This window comes from Methylobacterium longum, from assembly GCF_022179385.1.
Lineage (GTDB): Bacteria > Pseudomonadota > Alphaproteobacteria > Rhizobiales > Beijerinckiaceae > Methylobacterium > Methylobacterium longum.
The window spans coordinates 1-15,819 of the sequence record NZ_BPQS01000040.1; the positions used below are offsets into that span (position 1 = coordinate 1).

Below are 15,819 nucleotides of genomic sequence, written 5' to 3' on the forward strand. Positions count from 1 at the left end.
TACCTGATGGCCAACCTCGCCACGCAGGACGGCGCGACGGATGTCGGCCAGAACATGAAAATCGATTACATTCGGGCGTACTCGAACGACGGATCCAACCCGACCGTCGCCCTCGACCGTGTCTCCGCCCCCGACGGCAAGGATCCGGGGATGTACGGCGCAACCGCTCTCAACGGCGGCCCCGCGACTCCATCCGCGCCGGTCGAGCCCGTTCCAGTATCCACCACGCCGGCTCCGACCAATCCGGTCCCCACGACGCCATCGTCAGTGGAGCCGCCTGCCCAGGTCGCCCCGCCGCCGGTCACGCAGCCCACCAGCGACAACGTCGTCATCGCCGGCGACAGCACCGGCACCCCTATTGGAACTCCCATCAGTTCGACGAGCGCAGTTCATCCCGAGACTTCGGGGTCGGCCAGTGCCGTGCAGCCCGCCGCCTCCAGCTCATCAAGCGCTCCGGCCACTGACCCAACAGCCATCGCCGACTCGTCAGCGCCTGCGAGTGGAATGGCCCATACGACACCGGTCGAACCCACGGGTTCAACCAGCCCGACCAGCGTCTCGCTCAGCCCCCCGATTGCGGCGGCCGTACCAAGCCCCACCAATCCGGCCGCCACCTCGTCGGGTATTCCCGGCTCGGCGGTCACCAACTCGACCGGCGCGGTCGGCGGTGCCACCAACGCGCAAACCATTCCAGTGTCCGACTCGGGAGGCTCCCTCGCCCCAACAGCCACTATTTCGGGCAACGCAGCACAGCCTCTAGCTGTCAGCCCGACGAGTTCGATCAACTCAACAGGCATGCCTCAACCAGCAACTACAAATTCTGGAATGGTTGGAGCAAATGCCTCTGGAATTGCAAACAGCTACGCTTACCGAACATTTACTTCTACTTCGCAGGCGAGAGTAGCGGCTTTGACGGCGCAGAAGAAGGTGATCCAATATGCCGTCAAACACCCAGAAGCGAGAGGTATAGCCAACAAAATGTTAGAAATCCTGATGAGTCATTGGTAATGAACCTATTTTAGGAGGAAATAATCTTGATGGTGCTCGCTCGCTTGCCCGGCGTCTGGAGCACCGCTCACCTAGACCGAAGCGCCGCAAGAAGGCGTTCGTCATCGCTCTGCGCTGGCCGACGCCTTCGACGCTTTGCCGAAATGATGAGGGTGCGCCGGGGCCCCGCTGCCGGCGAAGTGCGAACTCTTACGGCGCCTCCGACGTCAGCGCCGCTGGCAAACTGGTGCAGTGAATCGACGATGCGCTGACCCACGTGGAGAGCGCGGTCAACAGAGAGACTCGGCGGCGCAGGCCGACAACGCGCCTTGACCGCAGGACGCTGCTGGAGATGCTGGCCGCGATCCTGCCTTGCGGCCATTTCTTGATCGGTGAACGCGACGGCGCTGCACCACTGGTCGTGGACCGGGTTCGGCATGGCGGAACTCCGCGCCGGGTCGGACCCGGCGGCCTCGAATGGGTTCCGGGCTGGGATCAATCTGGCACCCAGAGGCTGTCGAAGAACGCGAGAAGTTGGGATTCGTGATCCTCTAAGGCTTCGCCAATCCCGAGGTCGAAAGATACAACTGCACCATCTGCGCGGCGCACGACGCATTAAGGCTCAAAGTTCGCGGCCGGAAGGATCAGCCCAGCTGTGGCCTCGGCAGGGGTTTGTCGGCGCAGGCGATATGAGCGCCTCGGGTGCATAGCGAAATATAGGCGGTCGCGATCCGTCAAAGGCATACCGCCTCTTTTCACGCTGCCGAACGGGCCACACCGGCGTAGTTGGGGGCGCCGGCCGAGGTATGAATCCACTCGTCCCCGTGATGACGGGAGCAGCACGGCTGACCGAATTTCACCGGCATTCGCCGGTAGCCATCCGGGGCATTGGGGTAAGCGTTGGGGTGAAACAATAGGTTTGTGAAGAAGTAGCAGCCATCTCAACCACTTGGTGAGATATGCTGGCGGAAGGGGTGGGATTCGAACCCACGGTGGAGTTGCCCCCACGGCGGTTTTCAAGACCGCTGCCTTAAACCACTCGGCCACCCTTCCCCGGCGGCATCCGGGTGCTCACGGTTACGGCTCCCGCGGACCCCGCGTCAACCGGTAAGCATGCAGCCCGTCCGGGCCGAAGCATCAGGCCGCCCGGGGCCGATGGGCGTGCGCTGTTCGAGAACCTTGACCGTCCTGTGCGCCACGACGGTCGTTGGCTTCGTAGAAAGGCAGGCCACGGCAGTTGACCCGTTGCGCCTTTCCCCCTATCTCACGGCCGCCCGGTCTTGACGACTGGGCTCTATCTCCCGGGCGTGAGACGGCTCCGGGAGCGCGAACCAGAGAATGGTTCATTGGGGGATAGTTTAACGGTAGAACGGTGGACTCTGACTCCTCTAGTCCTGGTTCGAATCCAGGTCCCCCAGCCACCTGATTTCCTAAGTCATCCTGATTGCTGAATCGAAAGTCGTGCCGCCCCGCGGTGTCGGCACCCTTCTACGCGCCCCAGCTAGACAGGCCGCCATGCGCGGCGAGTGAGCGGCGGAGCTGGGATCGCGAAACCAATCTTGCGCGGACGCGTCGTCGACTTGCGGCGCCACAAGTCGACGACCTTCAGGAGCGGCTTGGCCCGGGTTAACCCGGGCGCAGCCCTGCAACCGCCGACCCAGGGGGTTGGAGACGGTCGGTGCGCGTGGGGTTCACCTTCCAGCGCGCCCACCGCAACAGGTTGCAGGCGGCGGTAGCCGCAGCGCATCCGTGCGGCAGAGGGCTCACTCAGCCGCATCCGCAGTGGGACCTGCGGTGCGGAGCGCTCGCGGTAGCGTAGAGACCAAGGCCCGAAGCCAATGGCCGGACAGGCCCGACCCTCCATGACATCGGCGGCCACCTGCAGGGGACCGGCGACGATGCGGCGCGCGGCCAAGCCTCACCACTGTCGTTTGAGCACGTCTCGGAACGCAGGGAGCGGTCCAGCGCCAGGGCCGGGCAGGCAGGTCGCCGCCGCCACGGTCCGGGCGCGGTGAGGAACGCGCATGGGAACCGACTGGGTCGGCGCCAGCGCGAGGTCAGTCATCGTGCAGCACGCGGTACTCGGCGCCCTCGAGGTCGTCGTACTGGCCGCTCCGCAACGCCCAGAGGAAGGCGAGCAGGCCGAGCAGGCCGAGTCCAAGCGCGATGGGGATGACGAGGAGGAGGACATTCATGACGGCCTCAGGAGGTTCCGGCGACCGGGGCTGGGGCCGTGGGCCGGTGCGCGGCCGGCACCGGGGCGGGCATCGTCGCGAGGCGGGCGCGCAGGGCGTTGGCCGTCACGGCGAGGGACGATCCCGACATGGCCAGAGCCGCGATCAGCGGCGTCAGGCATCCCGTCGCCGCCAGCGGCACCGCCAGCACGTTGTAGACCGCCGAGAACCACAAGTTCTGAAGCATGAGCCGTCGGGCCCGCCGACCCGCGGCGAGCACCGACAGGACCGGGGCGAGACTTCGTCCCAGGAACAGCGCGTGGGCGGCGGCTTGGCTCACATGCGCGGCGGTGACCGGCGAGAGCGAGGCGTGCGCGGCGGCGAGCGCAGGGGCGTCGTTCAACCCGTCGCCGACCATCAGGACCCGCCGTCCGGCTCGCTCGAGCGCCTCGATCCGGGCGATCTTGTCCTGCGGCGTGAGCCCCGCCTCCCACTCGGCGATGCCGAGGCGGCGGGCGACCGCCTCGACGGATGCGGCCCGGTCGCCCGAGAGGATCAGCACTCGATGGCCGAGCGCCGCCAGGCCGGCGACGACCTCGGCGGCGTCCGGGCGCAGGCCCTGGCGCACCGGGAAGGCGGCCGGTGCCCCGTCACCGGCCCGGAAGCAGATCACCGAGGCCTCCGGGTCGGCCGCCACCGCTGCCGCCGCCTCGGCCTCGGCCCCGCAAAAGCGGGCCGAGCCGAGCCGCAGCTCGACGCCGCCGACGACCGCGCGCACGCCCAGGCCGGCCGCCTCCTGCGCGCCTGGGAACGGCTCGGCGGGACCCGCCGCGGCGACGAGGGCCGCCGACATCGGGTGCCGGCTCGACAGGGCCAGCCGGGCCGCACTCTCCAAAGCTGCGGGCGCGTAGCGTCCGCCCGACAAGGTGGGCTCGGGCAGGGTCAGTGTGCCGGTCTTGTCGAAGACGACCGTGTCGACCTGGGCGAAGCGCTCCAGGGCCGTGCCGTCGTTGAGCAGCACGCCCTCGCGAAACAGGGCACCGGCCGCGACGACCTGCACGGCGGGAATCGCGAGCCCGAGCGCGCACGGGCTGACAATCAGGACGGCGACGGCATCGAGCAGCGCCGCGTGCCACCCGGCCCCCGCGGCGAGCCAGCCGACGAAGGTCAGGGCGGCGCCCGCGTGGACGAAGGGAACGTAGAGGCGCGTCGCCCTGTCGGCGAGCACGAGGGCGCGCGAGCGCGCCTCCAGGGCTCGCCGCATCAACCCCTCGACCTCGTCGAGCAGGCTCGCACCGGCCGCCGCGGTCACCCGCACCGTCAGGGCGCCGCTGCCGTTGAGCGCCCCGGCGAAGACACGGTCGCCGCCGCGCACGGCCACGGCGGCGGTCTCGCCGGTGACCAAGCTCTGGTCGAGGTCGGAGGTGCCGTTCTCGACGAGGCCATCGGCCGGCACCCGCTCGCCCGGCCGAACGAGGATGCGGGCGCCCGGGGCGAGTTCCGCCAGCGGGACATCCCGCAGGCCGCCGTCCGGCCCGGCGAGCGTCGCGCGCTCACAGCGCAAGGCCGCAAGGTTCTCCGCGAAGGCGCGCGTGCGCTGCCGCATGGCTTGGTCGAGGACGCGCCCGATCAGGAGGAAGAACAGCAGCATCACGGCGCCGTCGAAGTAGGCGTGCGTGGCACCCGACAGCGATTCCACGACTGACATCACCAGCGTGAGGACGACGCCGAGCGTGATCGGGAAGTCCATCGTGACCCGGCCTGCCCGCAGCCCCCGGACCGCGCCCTCGTAGAAGGGGCGCCCGGCATAGGCGGCAGCCGGCAGGACGATGACGGCCTGGATCCAGTGGAAGAGGTCGCGGTTCTCCGGGCTCATGTCCGAGATGTTGCCAGCCCAGACCGAGATGGCGAGCAGCATCACGTTCATCGACGCGAAGCCCGCCACCGCGAGCGCCTGGATGAGGCGCTTCGTCTCGGCGGCTTCCGCATCCGCAAGGCCGCCCGGTGCGAAGGGCTGCGCCGTGTAGCCGAGCATCTCCAGCGCCGCCAGGATGGCAGGCACGTCGGGCTCGGCCTCACGTGTCCAGGTGACGGCGAGGCGCCGGTCCGAGAAGTTCAGCCGCGCGGAGGCCACACCGGGCATGGGCGCGAGCCCGCGCTCGATGGCCTTCATGCAGGCGGCGCAGCGCACGCCCTCGACCGCGAACTCCGCGCGGGCCGATCCGTCCGGCGCGACGGCGACGAAGGCGCTGTGATCCCGGCCGAGGGAGGGCTTGGTGTTCGCCGCGCCCCAAGAGGCGTGGGCTTCCACGTAGGCGAGCGCCATGTCGGTGCAGCACATCGGGATGCCCCCTCAGTCCAGGACGATTCGGTGCCTGCGCCGGAACGCGACGCCGTCCTCGCCGGCGACCTCGACGACGAGGTCCCACTGCCCGCGCGCGACCGGCTCGGCTCGTGCGGCGTAGGTCCCGGCAGCGACCTCCGCGAGGTCGACCGCCACGTCCTTCCGCTTGTCGGTCGGGCGCTCCAGCCGGGCATGCAGCGCTCTGCCCCGGAGCGGGTGCGCCTCCCCGTCGGCCGCAATCACGGTCACGGTCGCGACCCCGGACGGGTGCCGGACCACCGACGCATCGAGGTGCCAGCCGAGGGCGTCCTGTTCCCGCGCGTGGCGCAGCTCGGCGTTGTAGAGCTGGCCGGCCCTGTAGGGCGAGGCGACCTCCAGCCCGGACCAGGTCCGCGTCGCCAGGACGAACAGCGCGGTATCGGCGGCGGCGACGGTCCCGAAGAAGGCGACGAAGACCGCCATGACCTTGCGGCCCGTCAGGCGGCCCGAGGCACGCGGCGGCATCGGCGGAGCGGCGGTCATGGCGCGGGGGCCTTGAAGGTGTCCTGCGCCCGGGCGGTCTCGCCCGTCGAGGCATCGGTGAGGTGGAAGGTGAGCTGGACGCTCGGATCGGGCCGCGCGTCCGCGGCGGCGAAGACGAGGACGCGGAACTCCTGGGTCGCATCGGACGGCACCGGCAGGTCGCCCGGCGCGCCGCCCACGACCTCGACGCGCGCCCCGGCGAGGCCCTCGACGGCGAGGGCGTAGTGCCGCTCACCGGGCCGCTTGTTGCTCAATCTGACCGTGTAGCCGTTGCGGATCGAGCCGTCGGAGAGCGTCACGTAGAGCGGGTTGCGGTCGTGCAGCACGCTCAGGCCCATGAAGCTGCGGGCGCCGAGTTGGTACAGCATGAACCCGCCGATGCCCGCCACGAGGGTCGCGTACAGGATGGTGCGCGGTCGGACGATGCGGCTCACCGGGCCCCGGCCCGCGGCGCGGCTCCGGCGGTTCGCCTCGGTGTCGTAGCCGATCAGGCCCGCAGGGCGCCCGAGCCTGCCCATGACCGTGTCGCAGGCGTCGACGCAGAGGCCGCACTGGATGCAGTCCATCTGCAGGCCGTCACGGATGTCAATGCCCGCCGGGCAGGCGGTGACGCAGGCGAAGCAGTCGACGCAGTCGCCGGCCGGCTTGCCGACCGCGCGAAGCGCGGCGGCCTGCTTGACGGAAACGCGGGGTTCGCCCCGCGCGTCCCGGTAGAGGATGTTGTAGGCGTGCTCGTCGGTGAGCGCGGCCTGGATGCGCGGCCAGGGGCACATGTAGGTGCAGACCTGTTCGCGCATGTGGCCGGCGAGCAGGTAGGTGGTCGCCGTGAGGGTCAGGATGGCGACGTAGGCCGGTGCCGGCGCTTGAAAGGTCGCGAGCTGGACGACCAGCGTCGGCGCGTCCGCGAAGTAGAGGACCCACGCGCCTCCGGTCCACCAGGCGATCAGCAGCCAGATGGAATGCTTCATCGTCCGGAGGGCGATCTTCTCCATCGACCAGGGCGCCGCGTCGAGCTTCAGCCGCTCGCGCCGGTCGCCCTCGATCAGGCGCTCCACGGCCAGGAACAGGTCGGTCCAGACGGTCTGGGGGCAGAGATAGCCGCACCAGACGCGACCCGCGACGGCGTTCATGAGGAACAGGATCAGGGCCGCGAGGATCAGGAGACCCATGACGTAGGTCACGTCCTGCGGCCAGAGCGCGATGGAGAAGAAGTGGAAGCGACCGCGGTCGAGGTCGAGCAGGACGGCCTGCGAAGGTTCGCCCGGGCCCCGGTCCCAGCGGATGAACGGCAGCGCGTAGTAGACGACGAGCGTCACAGCGAGCAGCGCCCACTTGATGCGCCGGAAGGTGCCCCGGACCGCCTGCGGCTGGATCTTGGTTCGGGCGGCGTAGAGCGACCCGGTTACCGCCGGGATGGCCGTCCGCGTCGCGGCGGCGCCGAACTTGCCGGCGCGCCGCGCCGTGGCCTTCTCGACTGTCCGGGTGGGTCTGGCGAGCGACATCGGTCCTGAGTTCCGTCCGGCGGCAGGCCGGCCTCGATGCCGTTAGGGCGCCGTCGCGCGGCTCGCCTTGATCTCGCTCAAGCCGGGGGGAGCCACGGTCGGGGCTGCTCGCGCCGAGCGTGGCTCGCGGGACGTCTTCCGGCCCGGCCCACTCGGGTGAGCCAGGCCGGCATCCCGCTAATGGCCGCCGCCCAGGCCGTGCACGTAGACCGCGAGCGACTTGATCGTGGCCGGGTCGAGACGGCCCTCCCAGGCCGGCATCACGCCCTTGCGTCCGTTCATGACCGTCGCGACGACCTGCTCGGGCGACGAGCCGTAGAGCCAAATCGGGTCCGTCAGGTTCGGCGCACCCATCTCGGGATTTCCCTTCGCGGTCTCACCGTGGCAGGCGGCGCAAGTGCCGGCGAAGGTCTCGGCGCCCTTTTCCAGGCTCGCCCCGGCAACGCCCGGTTTTCCCGATAGCGAGAGGACGTAGCTCGCCACCGCCTCGGCCTCGTCGCGCTTCAGGACGCCGTCGCGTCCGAAAGCCGGCATATCGCCGACATGCGCCTCGCCGTTGCCCGAGCGCGCGCCGTAGCGGATCGTGCGCTCGATCTCCTCGGGGCTGCCGCCCCAGAGCCAGTCGTCGTCCTGCAAGTTGGGGTAGCCCGTCCGTCCGGTGGCCGAGGTGCCGTGACAGGCGGCGCAGTTGTCGCCGAAGGCCGCCTTGCCGGTGGCGAGCGCGAGGCGCAGCAGCGCCGGGTCGGCGCGGATCTCGGCGACGGAGGCACCCGCGAGCTGCGTCTGCCCGCGCGCGTTCCGGTCGCGGCGAACCGCATCGACCTCGTCCAGGACCGTTTGGCGCTGGGAGTAGCCGAGCACCCCGCCGGTATAGCCGCTCACCAGCGGCCAGGCCGGATAGGCGACCCAGTAGCCGAAGGACCAGACGATGGTGGCGTAGAGGGTGTAGAGCCACCAGCGCGGCAGCGGGTTGTTGTACTCGGCGATGCCGTCCCACTCGTGCCCGGTGGTCTCCGGGGCCGCGGGCGGCGTGCCGGGGTTCGCGGTATCGGCCACGGCTCAGTCCTCGTTCAGGGGGAGATGGGCGGCCGCGTCGAACCGGGCGCGATTGCGCGGCCAGAAGGCGTAGACGGCAACGGCCATGAAGATGGTGACGAAGTAGAGTAGGCCGCTGGTCTGCGCGAAGGCGGATGCGTTCTCGTAGGTCATGGCGCTCACCTCAGGTTCTTCTTGTCTTCGTAGATCTTGAAGTCGACCATCGTGCCGAGCACCTGCAGGTAGGCGACGAGGGCGTCGATCTCGGCAATCCTGGCCTTGTCGCCGCCGAAATCGCGGACGCTGACGCCGGGATAGCGGCGCTGCAGGTCCGCGGTGGCCGGCCCGTCCGGATCGAGCTGCGCCTTCAGGTCGCTCCGGGCGAGCGCGACCATCTCGTCGGTGTAGGGCACGCCGAGCGCCCGGTTGGCCTTCAGGTCGTCGGCGATGGCGTCGGCGTCGATGGGCCGGTCCAGGAAGGCGTAGGCCGGCATGATCGAGGCCGGGACCACGGCGCGCGGATCCTTCAGGTGCTCGCGATGCCACTGATCGGAATACTTGCCGCCGACGCGGGCGAGATCGGGACCGGTCCGCTTCGAGCCCCACTGGAAGGGGTGGTCGTACATGCTCTCGGCGGCGAGCGAGAAGTGGCCGTAGCGCTCGACCTCATCGCGCATCGGCCGGATCATCTGGCTGTGGCAGAGGTAGCAGCCCTCGCGGATGTAGATGTTGCGCCCGGCGAGTTCGAGCGGCGTATAGGGACGGACACCCTCGACCGTCTCGACGGTGCTCTTCAGGTAGAACAGCGGCGTGATCTCCACGAGGCCGCCGATGGCCACGACGAGAAGCGCGCCGAGGAGCAGGATGATGGAGTTCTTCTCGAAGACCTCGTGCCTCTTCCAGAGGCCGGCTTGGGCGGTGGCCATCGGGCAATATCCGTGATGCGGGAGACGGTGCGGGGCCGCCGGATGGACGGCCCCGGGCTGGGTTCACTCGGCCGGCGCGAGGCCGGCGGTACCGGGTAGCGCGCCGTCCGCGGGCAGCGGATCGCTCTCGGCGGCGGTCTTGCCCGCGATGGTCATGGCGAGGTTGTAGGCCATGATCAGCGCGCCGGTCAGGAACAGCACCCCGCCGAGCGCCCGCACGAGGTAGTAGGGCTGCATCGCCTCCACCGTCTCGACGAAGGAGTATTCGAGGAAGCCGAGCGCGTTGTAGGCGCGCCACATCAGCCCCTGCATGATCCCGGCGACCCACATCGAGGTGATGTACAGGACGATGCCCAGCGTCGAGATCCAGAAATGCCACTCGACGAGCTTGAGCGAGTAGAGCTCGCGCCGGTTCCACAGCCACGGGACGAGGCAGTAGAGGGCGCCGAAGGAGATGTAGGCGACCCAACCGAGGGCGCCCGAATGCACGTGCCCGATGGTCCAGTCGGTGTAGTGCGACAGGGAGTTCACGGCCTTGATGGCCATCATCGGCCCTTCGAAGGTCGCCATGCCGTAGAATGCGAGCGACACGACCATGAAGCGCAGGACCGGGTCGGTCCGCAGCTTGTCCCAGGCGCCCGACAGCGTCATCAGGCCGTTGATCATGCCCCCCCAGGAGGGCATCCACAGCATGATCGAGAACGTCATGCCCAAGGTCTGCGCCCAGTCCGGCAGGGCAGTATAGTGTAGATGATGTGGGCCGGCCCAGATGTACATGAAGATCAGCGCCCAGAAGTGGATGATCGACAGCCGGTAGGAGTAGATCGGCCGCTCGGCGCGCTTGGGCACGAAGTAGTACATGATCGCGAGGAAGCCGGCGGTGAGGAAGAAGCCGACCGCGTTGTGGCCGTACCACCACTGGATCAGGGCATCCTGCACGCCCGCGAACATCGGATACGACTTGGAGCCGAGGAAGCTCACCGGCATCGCCAGGTTGTTGACGATGTGCAGCATGGCGATGGTCACGATGAAGGCGAGGTAGAACCAGTTCGCGACGAAGATGTGCGGCTCGGTCCGCTTCCGGAGCGTGGCCAGGAACACGAGCAGGTAAGTGACCCAGACGACGGTGAGCCAGAGGTCGGCGTACCATTCGGGCTCGGCGTATTCCTTCGACTGGGTCACGCCCATCAGGTAGCCGGTGCCGGCGACGACGATGAACAGGTTGTAGCCGAGCACCACGAACCAGGGCGCGAGCTCACCCGCGAGCCGGGCCCGGCAGGTGCGCTGGACGACGTAGAAGGACGTCCCAATCAGGACGTTGCCGCCGAACGCGAAGATCACCGCCGAGGTGTGCAGCGGGCGCAGGCGTCCGAACGACGTGTATTCGAGGCCGAGGTTGAGCGACGGCGCCCAGAGCTGGAAGGCGATGATGCAGCCGACCGAGAAGCCGGCGATGCCCCAGGCCATCGCGGCGACGGTCGCGAACTTGATCGGTCCGAGATTGTAGTTGGGTTTGCCGTCGATCTCCTGCCGCGGCGGCGCGGCGGGCCGGGCTCCGTAGCGCCTGAGGATGGTGACGAGGCCCGCCAGCGCGGCGAGCGCGAAGACGGCCATATGGATGGAGAACGGCGCATCGACCGCCCGGGCCGACGCCAGGGCGCAGAGGAGGGCCCCGACCATGAGGGCGACGCCGAGGCCGACCTCCCCCTCGGTCATGTACTTGGATGTCGGTGTCGCGGATGTTGGTGTCGCGGCCATGGCTCGCTCGATTCGCCCCACGCAAGAACGGCTACGTCGGCGCTTAGGGACGGGGACGCCCTCAAGCCTTGATCTCGATCAAACGGCCCGCCGCCACGCCGTCCCGCCGGGGCGCGGGGCCCGAACCGGCTGCCGCTCGCCCTCCGCGACGTCCGCCGGTGCCCTGTCCGCGATCGCGACGGCGAGGCGTGCATGACGGCGGGTGGTGGCCGGCGATGTCGGAGCCTCGGGGACGAACGCCACGCCAGACGCCCTCGGAGGGCCGGGCATCCGGTCGTACCGAGCGCCTCAACCGTCGAGCCGAACCACGGGCGGCGTCTCCGCCCGCGGGGGCCGGGACTTCGGTGAACCCGCCTTCGGCGGCTTAACGACCGGGTGGCCTCAAGCGCGTAGCGGGCGGCAGAACCCGAGTAGCCCCCGCGTCAGGATCATGGCCGTCAGAACCGGGGGCGCGAGGATCTTGGTGCCGGTGACCAGCGCGTGGAACGCGAAGCCTCCGGCGTTGAGAACCAAGGTCACGACAAGCAGCGCGCACACGCCGGCCACCGCCAATCCCCCGAGGAGGATTGCCGAGACGAACAGCACCGTGAAGGCACGGAGCGGGCTCCATAGGAGGGCAAGCGGGCGGGCGCTCATCGAGGGTGTCTCCGGCTGAACGCCCCTGCCGTCACACGCGCCGGGATGCCCGGCCTTGGGATGGATCAAGGACGGCGATGGGCACGACCATTCCGGCGGTCGACTGGCGTCCTCCGGAGCGTCTCGCCGCACACCAGTCCGACCTGCCGTACCCCAGAAGGCCCCGCGCCCCCGTTCCTTGATCCAGCGCAAGGCCGAGTTTCCCGCTGCGTCGCACGAGAGGCCGTCCGGTACGGTCGCTACCTGCCCGACTGCCAAGGAAAACGAAGCTATGCGTACCTCACTTGCCGTTCTCGCCGCCGGCCTGTTGGCCGGTTCCGTCCTGCCCGCGCTCGCAACCCCGTGCGCGCAGCAGGTCGGCGCCCTGCAGCGCCGCCTCGATAGCTTGGGCGCCGTGCGCGTCGCTGGTCTGGAGCCCGGTCACACCCTGACCACCGGCTCGGTCAAGGCTCTGCCCCGCGCGCTCGCCGAGGCACCGAGCGACCCGCAGATGAAGCCCACCCGCGAGAACGTCGCCGCCGCCCGCCTGCTGATCCGCGAGGCCCTTGAGGAGGACCGGGAGGGCAATCAGCGCGCCTGCGAGAACATCCTCACCGACGCCAAGCGCCTCATGGGCGCCCTGCCGTAGGAGGAATCCCGCGCCGGCCACGACGCACGGCGGGCGCGGACAACCCCCGACCTGGATCAGGCCCCGGTCACGTCCCGGCGGGTGGCCGGGACGCGCTTTCCGAGCCCGGACACGCCTCGCCGCCGGGGCGGACGGCCGATCTGGTTCCGCCCGCTGCCGAGAAGGGTCATCCACCATGTTCCACGTCACGCGCGACGTTGCCGCGAGCCCCGTCCATCCACCCGCTCCGGCCACAACCTATCGCGCCTTCCTGGTGGCCCGGGGTGGCCGCATCGTCGACATGGTCCCCCTGCACGCCGACTCCGATGATGAGGCACGACGCCAGGCTCTCGAGCTTGTCGGCGAGGAGGACATGGTCGAACTCTGGGCCGGGTTGTACGCGGTGGCGAGGTTCGAACGCGACGGCGCGGCGCATTCCGGGTCCTGAACGCCTTACCGGACGGCCTCCTGGCGCGGGCCCGAAGGCTGGCATGCAGCCCGTGATCGCCGGCCCAATCGCTCGCGCCGCCGTCTCGTTTCGAGGATGCAGGCACGGGGCACCGTTGCGATAAATCAATGCCAAGGCCCTTCCCGTGAGCTTGGCTGCCGGGTCATTCTCGCCTTCCGGATTCGACAGCTTCATCGCCATGCCCAACGGCGCCGCCACCGCGCACCTCTACAGACCCAAGCTCCTGACCGTACTGGCGGAGGGCTACCGCCTATCGGCCTTGCGCCGCGACCTCGTGGCGGGATTGACCGTCGCCATCGTCGCCCTGCCGCTCTCCATGGCCATCGCCGTCGCCTCCGGGGTCGCGCCGGACCGCGGCCTCTACGCCGCCATCGTCGGCGGCTTCCTCGTCTCGGCCCTCGGCGGCAGCCGCTTCCAGATCGGCGGGCCGGCCGGCGCCTTCATCGTCCTCGTCGCGACGACTGTCGCCCGCTTCGGCGTCGACGGCATGCTGCTGGCCGTGCTGCTCTCCGGCCTGATGCTGACCGCGGTCGGAGCGCTCCGGCTGGGCACGCTGATCAATCGCGTCCCGCATGCGGTGACGATCGGATTCACCGCCGGCATCGCCTGCACGATCCTGGCGAGCCAGTTGCGGGAACTCGGCGGCCTGAGGCTGGCGGGCGAGGAGCCCGGACCGGTCATTCCGAAGCTGGCCGCCCTTGCGCAGTCGCTCCCCACGCTCAACCCGGCCGCGCTCGCCCTGGGCACCGGGGTCGCTGCGGCGGTGTTCGCGCTGCAGCGGTGGAAGCCCGCTTTTCCCGGCATGCTCGTGGCCGTTGCGGCCGCCTCCATCCTCGCCTGGGCATTCCAGTTCGACGTAGCCACCATCGCGAGCAGCTTCGGCAGCCTGCCGCATGGATTGCCGATGCCGGCTCTGCCGCAGATCACGCGGCCGCTGCTCTCCGACATCCTCCCGACGGCCCTGACCTTCGCGCTCCTGGGCGGCGTCGAGAGCCTGCTGTCGGCCAAGGTCGCCGACGGCATGACCGCCCGCGTCCACCGCCCGAACATGGAGCTGGTCGCCCAGGGCGTGGCCAACGTCGCCTCCGCGTTGTTCGGCGGCATCAGCGTGACCGGGACCATTGCCCGGACGGCGACCAACGTCCGCGCCGGGGCAGCAAGCCCGGTTTCGGGCATGCTGCATGCGGCCTTCCTGCTGCTGTTCATGCTGGTGGCCAGCCCGCTGGCCGGCTTCGTGCCGCTCGCGGCGCTGGCGGGCGTGCTGGTGGTCGTGTCGTGGAACATGGCCGAGAAGGCCGAGTTCGTGCGGCTGCTCAGAGTGCGGCACACCGCAGCCGTGCTGCTCGTCACCTTCGGCCTGACCTTGCTGCGGGACCTGACCGCCGGAATCGTCGTCGGTTGCGCGCTGGCCGTGGCGTTCGCCCTGATGCGGGGAGGCGAACCGGTCGAGCGTTCTTAGAGGGCCGCCGATCCCTGCGGCAGCCCTCTCTTTCTGCAACTGCCGTCGTCGAGGCCATTGTCGCGACCTTGGCTTGCAGTGCCGTCGCGGACGCGAAGATCAGGCAGACGACGGCCCGCTCGAAGCCGAAGGTCCGCTTTGTCATGCGGCGAAAGGGCCGACGCGGTTGGCGCCACGCTCGGACAGCGCATAGTGCGTCCGGATACATCGCCGCGCAGGATCCCTCGTGAACCCGGACGAGACCCACGACGAGGACGAGGGCGAAGATTGGCGTTCCGTCAGCACGCGCCGGCCTAGCCCGAGAAGCCTCACCCTCGCACAGAGCCGCGCGCGCGAACCTGGGCGCGGGCGAACCGCGGACGACCCTGCCCAGATCCCGGCCATGGGGTGGAAGGACGTCTTCTGGAGGGTCCTGTACTCCGTCCCGCGCGATCGCGTCTTCGCAACGGCCGGGGGGGTCGCCTTTTTCACCCTGTTGGCGACCTTCCCAGCGCTCGCCACCATCGTGTCGGTCTACAGTCTGTTCTCGGACCCCCATGCCATCAGCCAGCACGTGAGCCTCCTCGCGGGCGTGCTGCCAGGCGGCGTCCTCGACCTCCTGTCCGACCAGCTCGTGCGCGTCGCCCAGCAGAGCACCGGCGCGCTCAGCACAGCCTCGTTGGTGGGCGTCCTAATCGCCCTTTGGAGCGCGAATTCGGGCGTGAGCGCCCTCTTCGATGCGCTCAATGTGATCTACAGGGAGCGCGAGAAGCGTTCGCTGATGCGCTTCTACGCCACCACCTTCCTGTTCACGCTCAGCGGCATCCTGTTTGCCCTGACGGCTACCAGCCTGGTCGTCATTCTACCGATCGCGCTCAATCAGCTCGGTCTGGGCGTGCTGGCGGATGTCACGCTGCGCCTCGTGCGCTGGCCGGGACTGCTCGTCCTCGTCAGCCTCGGCCTAGCCGTGACGTATCGGTACGGACCCAGTCGGCGCGAGGCCAAGTGGCGGTGGGTGAGCTGGGGTGGCGTCGCCGCGGCCGTCTCCTGGGTTTGTGCCTCGGTCTCGTTCTCCTGGTACGTGGCGAGCTTCGACAGCTACAACAGGATCTACGGTTCACTCGGGGCGGGAGTCGGGTTCATGACGTGGATCTGGTTCTCGGTGGTGATCGTGCTTCTTGGGGCCAAGTTGAACGCCGAGATCGAGCGTCAGACTGCACGCGACAGCACGACCGGGAGGCCGAAGCCGCTCGGGTCTCGCGACGCCCATGCGGCGGACACGATCGGACCGCCGGAAGGCTGACCGGGTAACGGCGAGGCGAAGAAGATCGCCGCGGAGGTTCGGGACGACGGCGCCGGTCCGCTCCGCAAACGTTTCGCGGGACAGGGGGACGGCCTTCTACCGACCCGGCGTGACCTTC

The 15,819-nt window shown here is 69.3% G+C and carries 13 protein-coding genes, 2 tRNA genes and 1 pseudogene; 6 read left to right on the top strand and 10 right to left on the bottom strand.

Going from position 1 to position 15,819, the window contains the following annotated elements:
• Positions 1 to 1,008 (top strand): annotated as a pseudogene (locus tag MFF58_RS23955) (hypothetical protein); the annotation flags it as partial.
• 942 nt (positions 1,009 to 1,950) lie between these two features.
• Here MFF58_RS23955 and MFF58_RS23960 read toward each other — a convergent pair.
• Positions 1,951 to 2,040 (bottom strand) — tRNA-Ser (locus tag MFF58_RS23960).
• A gap of 294 nt (positions 2,041 to 2,334) precedes the next feature.
• Between MFF58_RS23960 and MFF58_RS23965 the strand changes: the two genes are divergently transcribed.
• Positions 2,335 to 2,408 (top strand) — tRNA-Gln (locus MFF58_RS23965).
• Between the two features lie 636 nt (positions 2,409 to 3,044).
• Here the strand turns inward: MFF58_RS23965 and ccoS are convergent.
• The 9 genes from ccoS to MFF58_RS24010 all read right to left on the bottom strand — a co-directional run bounded on the left by ccoS (position 3,045) and on the right by MFF58_RS24010 (position 11,884).
• A complete protein-coding gene (ccoS, locus tag MFF58_RS23970; RefSeq protein ID WP_238291521.1) occupies positions 3,045 to 3,182 on the bottom strand; it encodes a cbb3-type cytochrome oxidase assembly protein CcoS in 138 nt (45 codons plus the stop codon).
• Between the two features lie 7 nt (positions 3,183 to 3,189).
• Positions 3,190 to 5,502 (bottom strand): heavy metal translocating P-type ATPase, encoded by a 2,313-nt coding sequence (locus MFF58_RS23975; protein WP_238291523.1) that lies wholly within the window; start codon positions 5,500 to 5,502, stop codon positions 3,190 to 3,192.
• Between the two features lie 12 nt (positions 5,503 to 5,514).
• Positions 5,515 to 6,027 (bottom strand): FixH family protein, encoded by a 513-nt coding sequence (locus MFF58_RS23980; protein WP_238291525.1) that lies wholly within the window; start codon positions 6,025 to 6,027, stop codon positions 5,515 to 5,517.
• The gene (gene ccoG, locus MFF58_RS23985) at positions 6,024 to 7,529 is read right to left on the bottom strand and encodes a cytochrome c oxidase accessory protein CcoG (protein WP_238291526.1); all 1,506 of its coding nucleotides are present in this window, start codon (positions 7,527 to 7,529) and stop codon (positions 6,024 to 6,026) included. Before ccoG ends, MFF58_RS23980 begins: the two co-directional genes overlap by 4 nt.
• Positions 7,530 to 7,706: 177 nt before the next feature.
• Positions 7,707 to 8,585 carry a cytochrome-c oxidase, cbb3-type subunit III gene (ccoP, locus tag MFF58_RS23990; protein ID WP_238291527.1) on the bottom strand — a complete coding sequence of 293 codons (879 nt, stop codon included), beginning with the start codon at positions 8,583 to 8,585 and terminating at the stop codon, positions 7,707 to 7,709.
• Between the two features lie 3 nt (positions 8,586 to 8,588).
• On the bottom strand, positions 8,589 to 8,738 hold the full coding sequence (locus MFF58_RS23995) for a cbb3-type cytochrome c oxidase subunit 3 (protein WP_238291528.1): 150 nt from the start codon (positions 8,736 to 8,738) through the stop codon (positions 8,589 to 8,591).
• 5 nt (positions 8,739 to 8,743) lie between these two features.
• Positions 8,744 to 9,490 carry a cytochrome-c oxidase, cbb3-type subunit II gene (ccoO, locus tag MFF58_RS24000; RefSeq protein WP_238291529.1) on the bottom strand — a complete coding sequence of 249 codons (747 nt, stop codon included), beginning with the start codon at positions 9,488 to 9,490 and terminating at the stop codon, positions 8,744 to 8,746.
• A gap of 63 nt (positions 9,491 to 9,553) precedes the next feature.
• Positions 9,554 to 11,248 (bottom strand): cytochrome-c oxidase, cbb3-type subunit I, encoded by a 1,695-nt coding sequence (ccoN, locus tag MFF58_RS24005; protein ID WP_373323382.1) that lies wholly within the window; start codon positions 11,246 to 11,248, stop codon positions 9,554 to 9,556.
• A 381-nt stretch (positions 11,249 to 11,629) separates the two neighbouring features.
• The gene (locus MFF58_RS24010; protein ID WP_238291530.1) at positions 11,630 to 11,884 is read right to left on the bottom strand and encodes a hypothetical protein; all 255 of its coding nucleotides are present in this window, start codon (positions 11,882 to 11,884) and stop codon (positions 11,630 to 11,632) included.
• Between the two features lie 271 nt (positions 11,885 to 12,155).
• Between MFF58_RS24010 and MFF58_RS24015 the strand changes: the two genes are divergently transcribed.
• From MFF58_RS24015 to MFF58_RS24030, 4 genes are all read left to right on the top strand, one after another.
• Complete coding sequence (locus MFF58_RS24015) at positions 12,156 to 12,512, top strand: hypothetical protein (protein ID WP_238291533.1); 357 nt, start codon at positions 12,156 to 12,158, stop codon at positions 12,510 to 12,512.
• 175 nt (positions 12,513 to 12,687) lie between these two features.
• Positions 12,688 to 12,939: a hypothetical protein gene (locus tag MFF58_RS24020; RefSeq protein ID WP_238291534.1), complete on the top strand. Its 252-nt coding sequence runs from the start codon at positions 12,688 to 12,690 to the stop codon at positions 12,937 to 12,939.
• Positions 12,940 to 13,138: 199 nt separating this feature from the next.
• The gene (locus MFF58_RS24025; RefSeq protein ID WP_308445480.1) at positions 13,139 to 14,419 is read left to right on the top strand and encodes a SulP family inorganic anion transporter; all 1,281 of its coding nucleotides are present in this window, start codon (positions 13,139 to 13,141) and stop codon (positions 14,417 to 14,419) included.
• Between the two features lie 226 nt (positions 14,420 to 14,645).
• A complete protein-coding gene (locus MFF58_RS24030; RefSeq protein ID WP_238291536.1) occupies positions 14,646 to 15,701 on the top strand; it encodes a YihY/virulence factor BrkB family protein in 1,056 nt (351 codons plus the stop codon).
• Positions 15,702 to 15,819: the final 118 nt, after the last annotated feature.

Excerpts from the sequence above, each read along its gene's own strand:
- ccoS (WP_238291521.1), bottom strand. The coding sequence starts at position 3,182 with ATGAATGTCCTCCTCCTCGTCATCCCCATCGCGCTTGGACTCGGCCTG.
- MFF58_RS23975 (WP_238291523.1), bottom strand. The coding sequence starts at position 5,502 with ATGTGCTGCACCGACATGGCGCTCGCCTACGTGGAAGCCCACGCCTCT.
- MFF58_RS23980 (WP_238291525.1), bottom strand. The coding sequence starts at position 6,027 with ATGACCGCCGCTCCGCCGATGCCGCCGCGTGCCTCGGGCCGCCTGACG.
- ccoG (WP_238291526.1), bottom strand. The coding sequence starts at position 7,529 with ATGTCGCTCGCCAGACCCACCCGGACAGTCGAGAAGGCCACGGCGCGG.
- MFF58_RS23995 (WP_238291528.1), bottom strand. The coding sequence starts at position 8,738 with ATGACCTACGAGAACGCATCCGCCTTCGCGCAGACCAGCGGCCTACTC.
- ccoO (WP_238291529.1), bottom strand. The coding sequence starts at position 9,490 with ATGGCCACCGCCCAAGCCGGCCTCTGGAAGAGGCACGAGGTCTTCGAG.
- ccoN (WP_373323382.1), bottom strand. The coding sequence starts at position 11,248 with ATGGCCGCGACACCAACATCCGCGACACCGACATCCAAGTACATGACC.
- MFF58_RS24010 (WP_238291530.1), bottom strand. The coding sequence starts at position 11,884 with ATGAGCGCCCGCCCGCTTGCCCTCCTATGGAGCCCGCTCCGTGCCTTC.
- MFF58_RS24015 (WP_238291533.1), top strand. The coding sequence starts at position 12,156 with ATGCGTACCTCACTTGCCGTTCTCGCCGCCGGCCTGTTGGCCGGTTCC.
- MFF58_RS24020 (WP_238291534.1), top strand. The coding sequence starts at position 12,688 with ATGTTCCACGTCACGCGCGACGTTGCCGCGAGCCCCGTCCATCCACCC.
- MFF58_RS24025 (WP_308445480.1), top strand. The coding sequence starts at position 13,139 with ATGCCCAACGGCGCCGCCACCGCGCACCTCTACAGACCCAAGCTCCTG.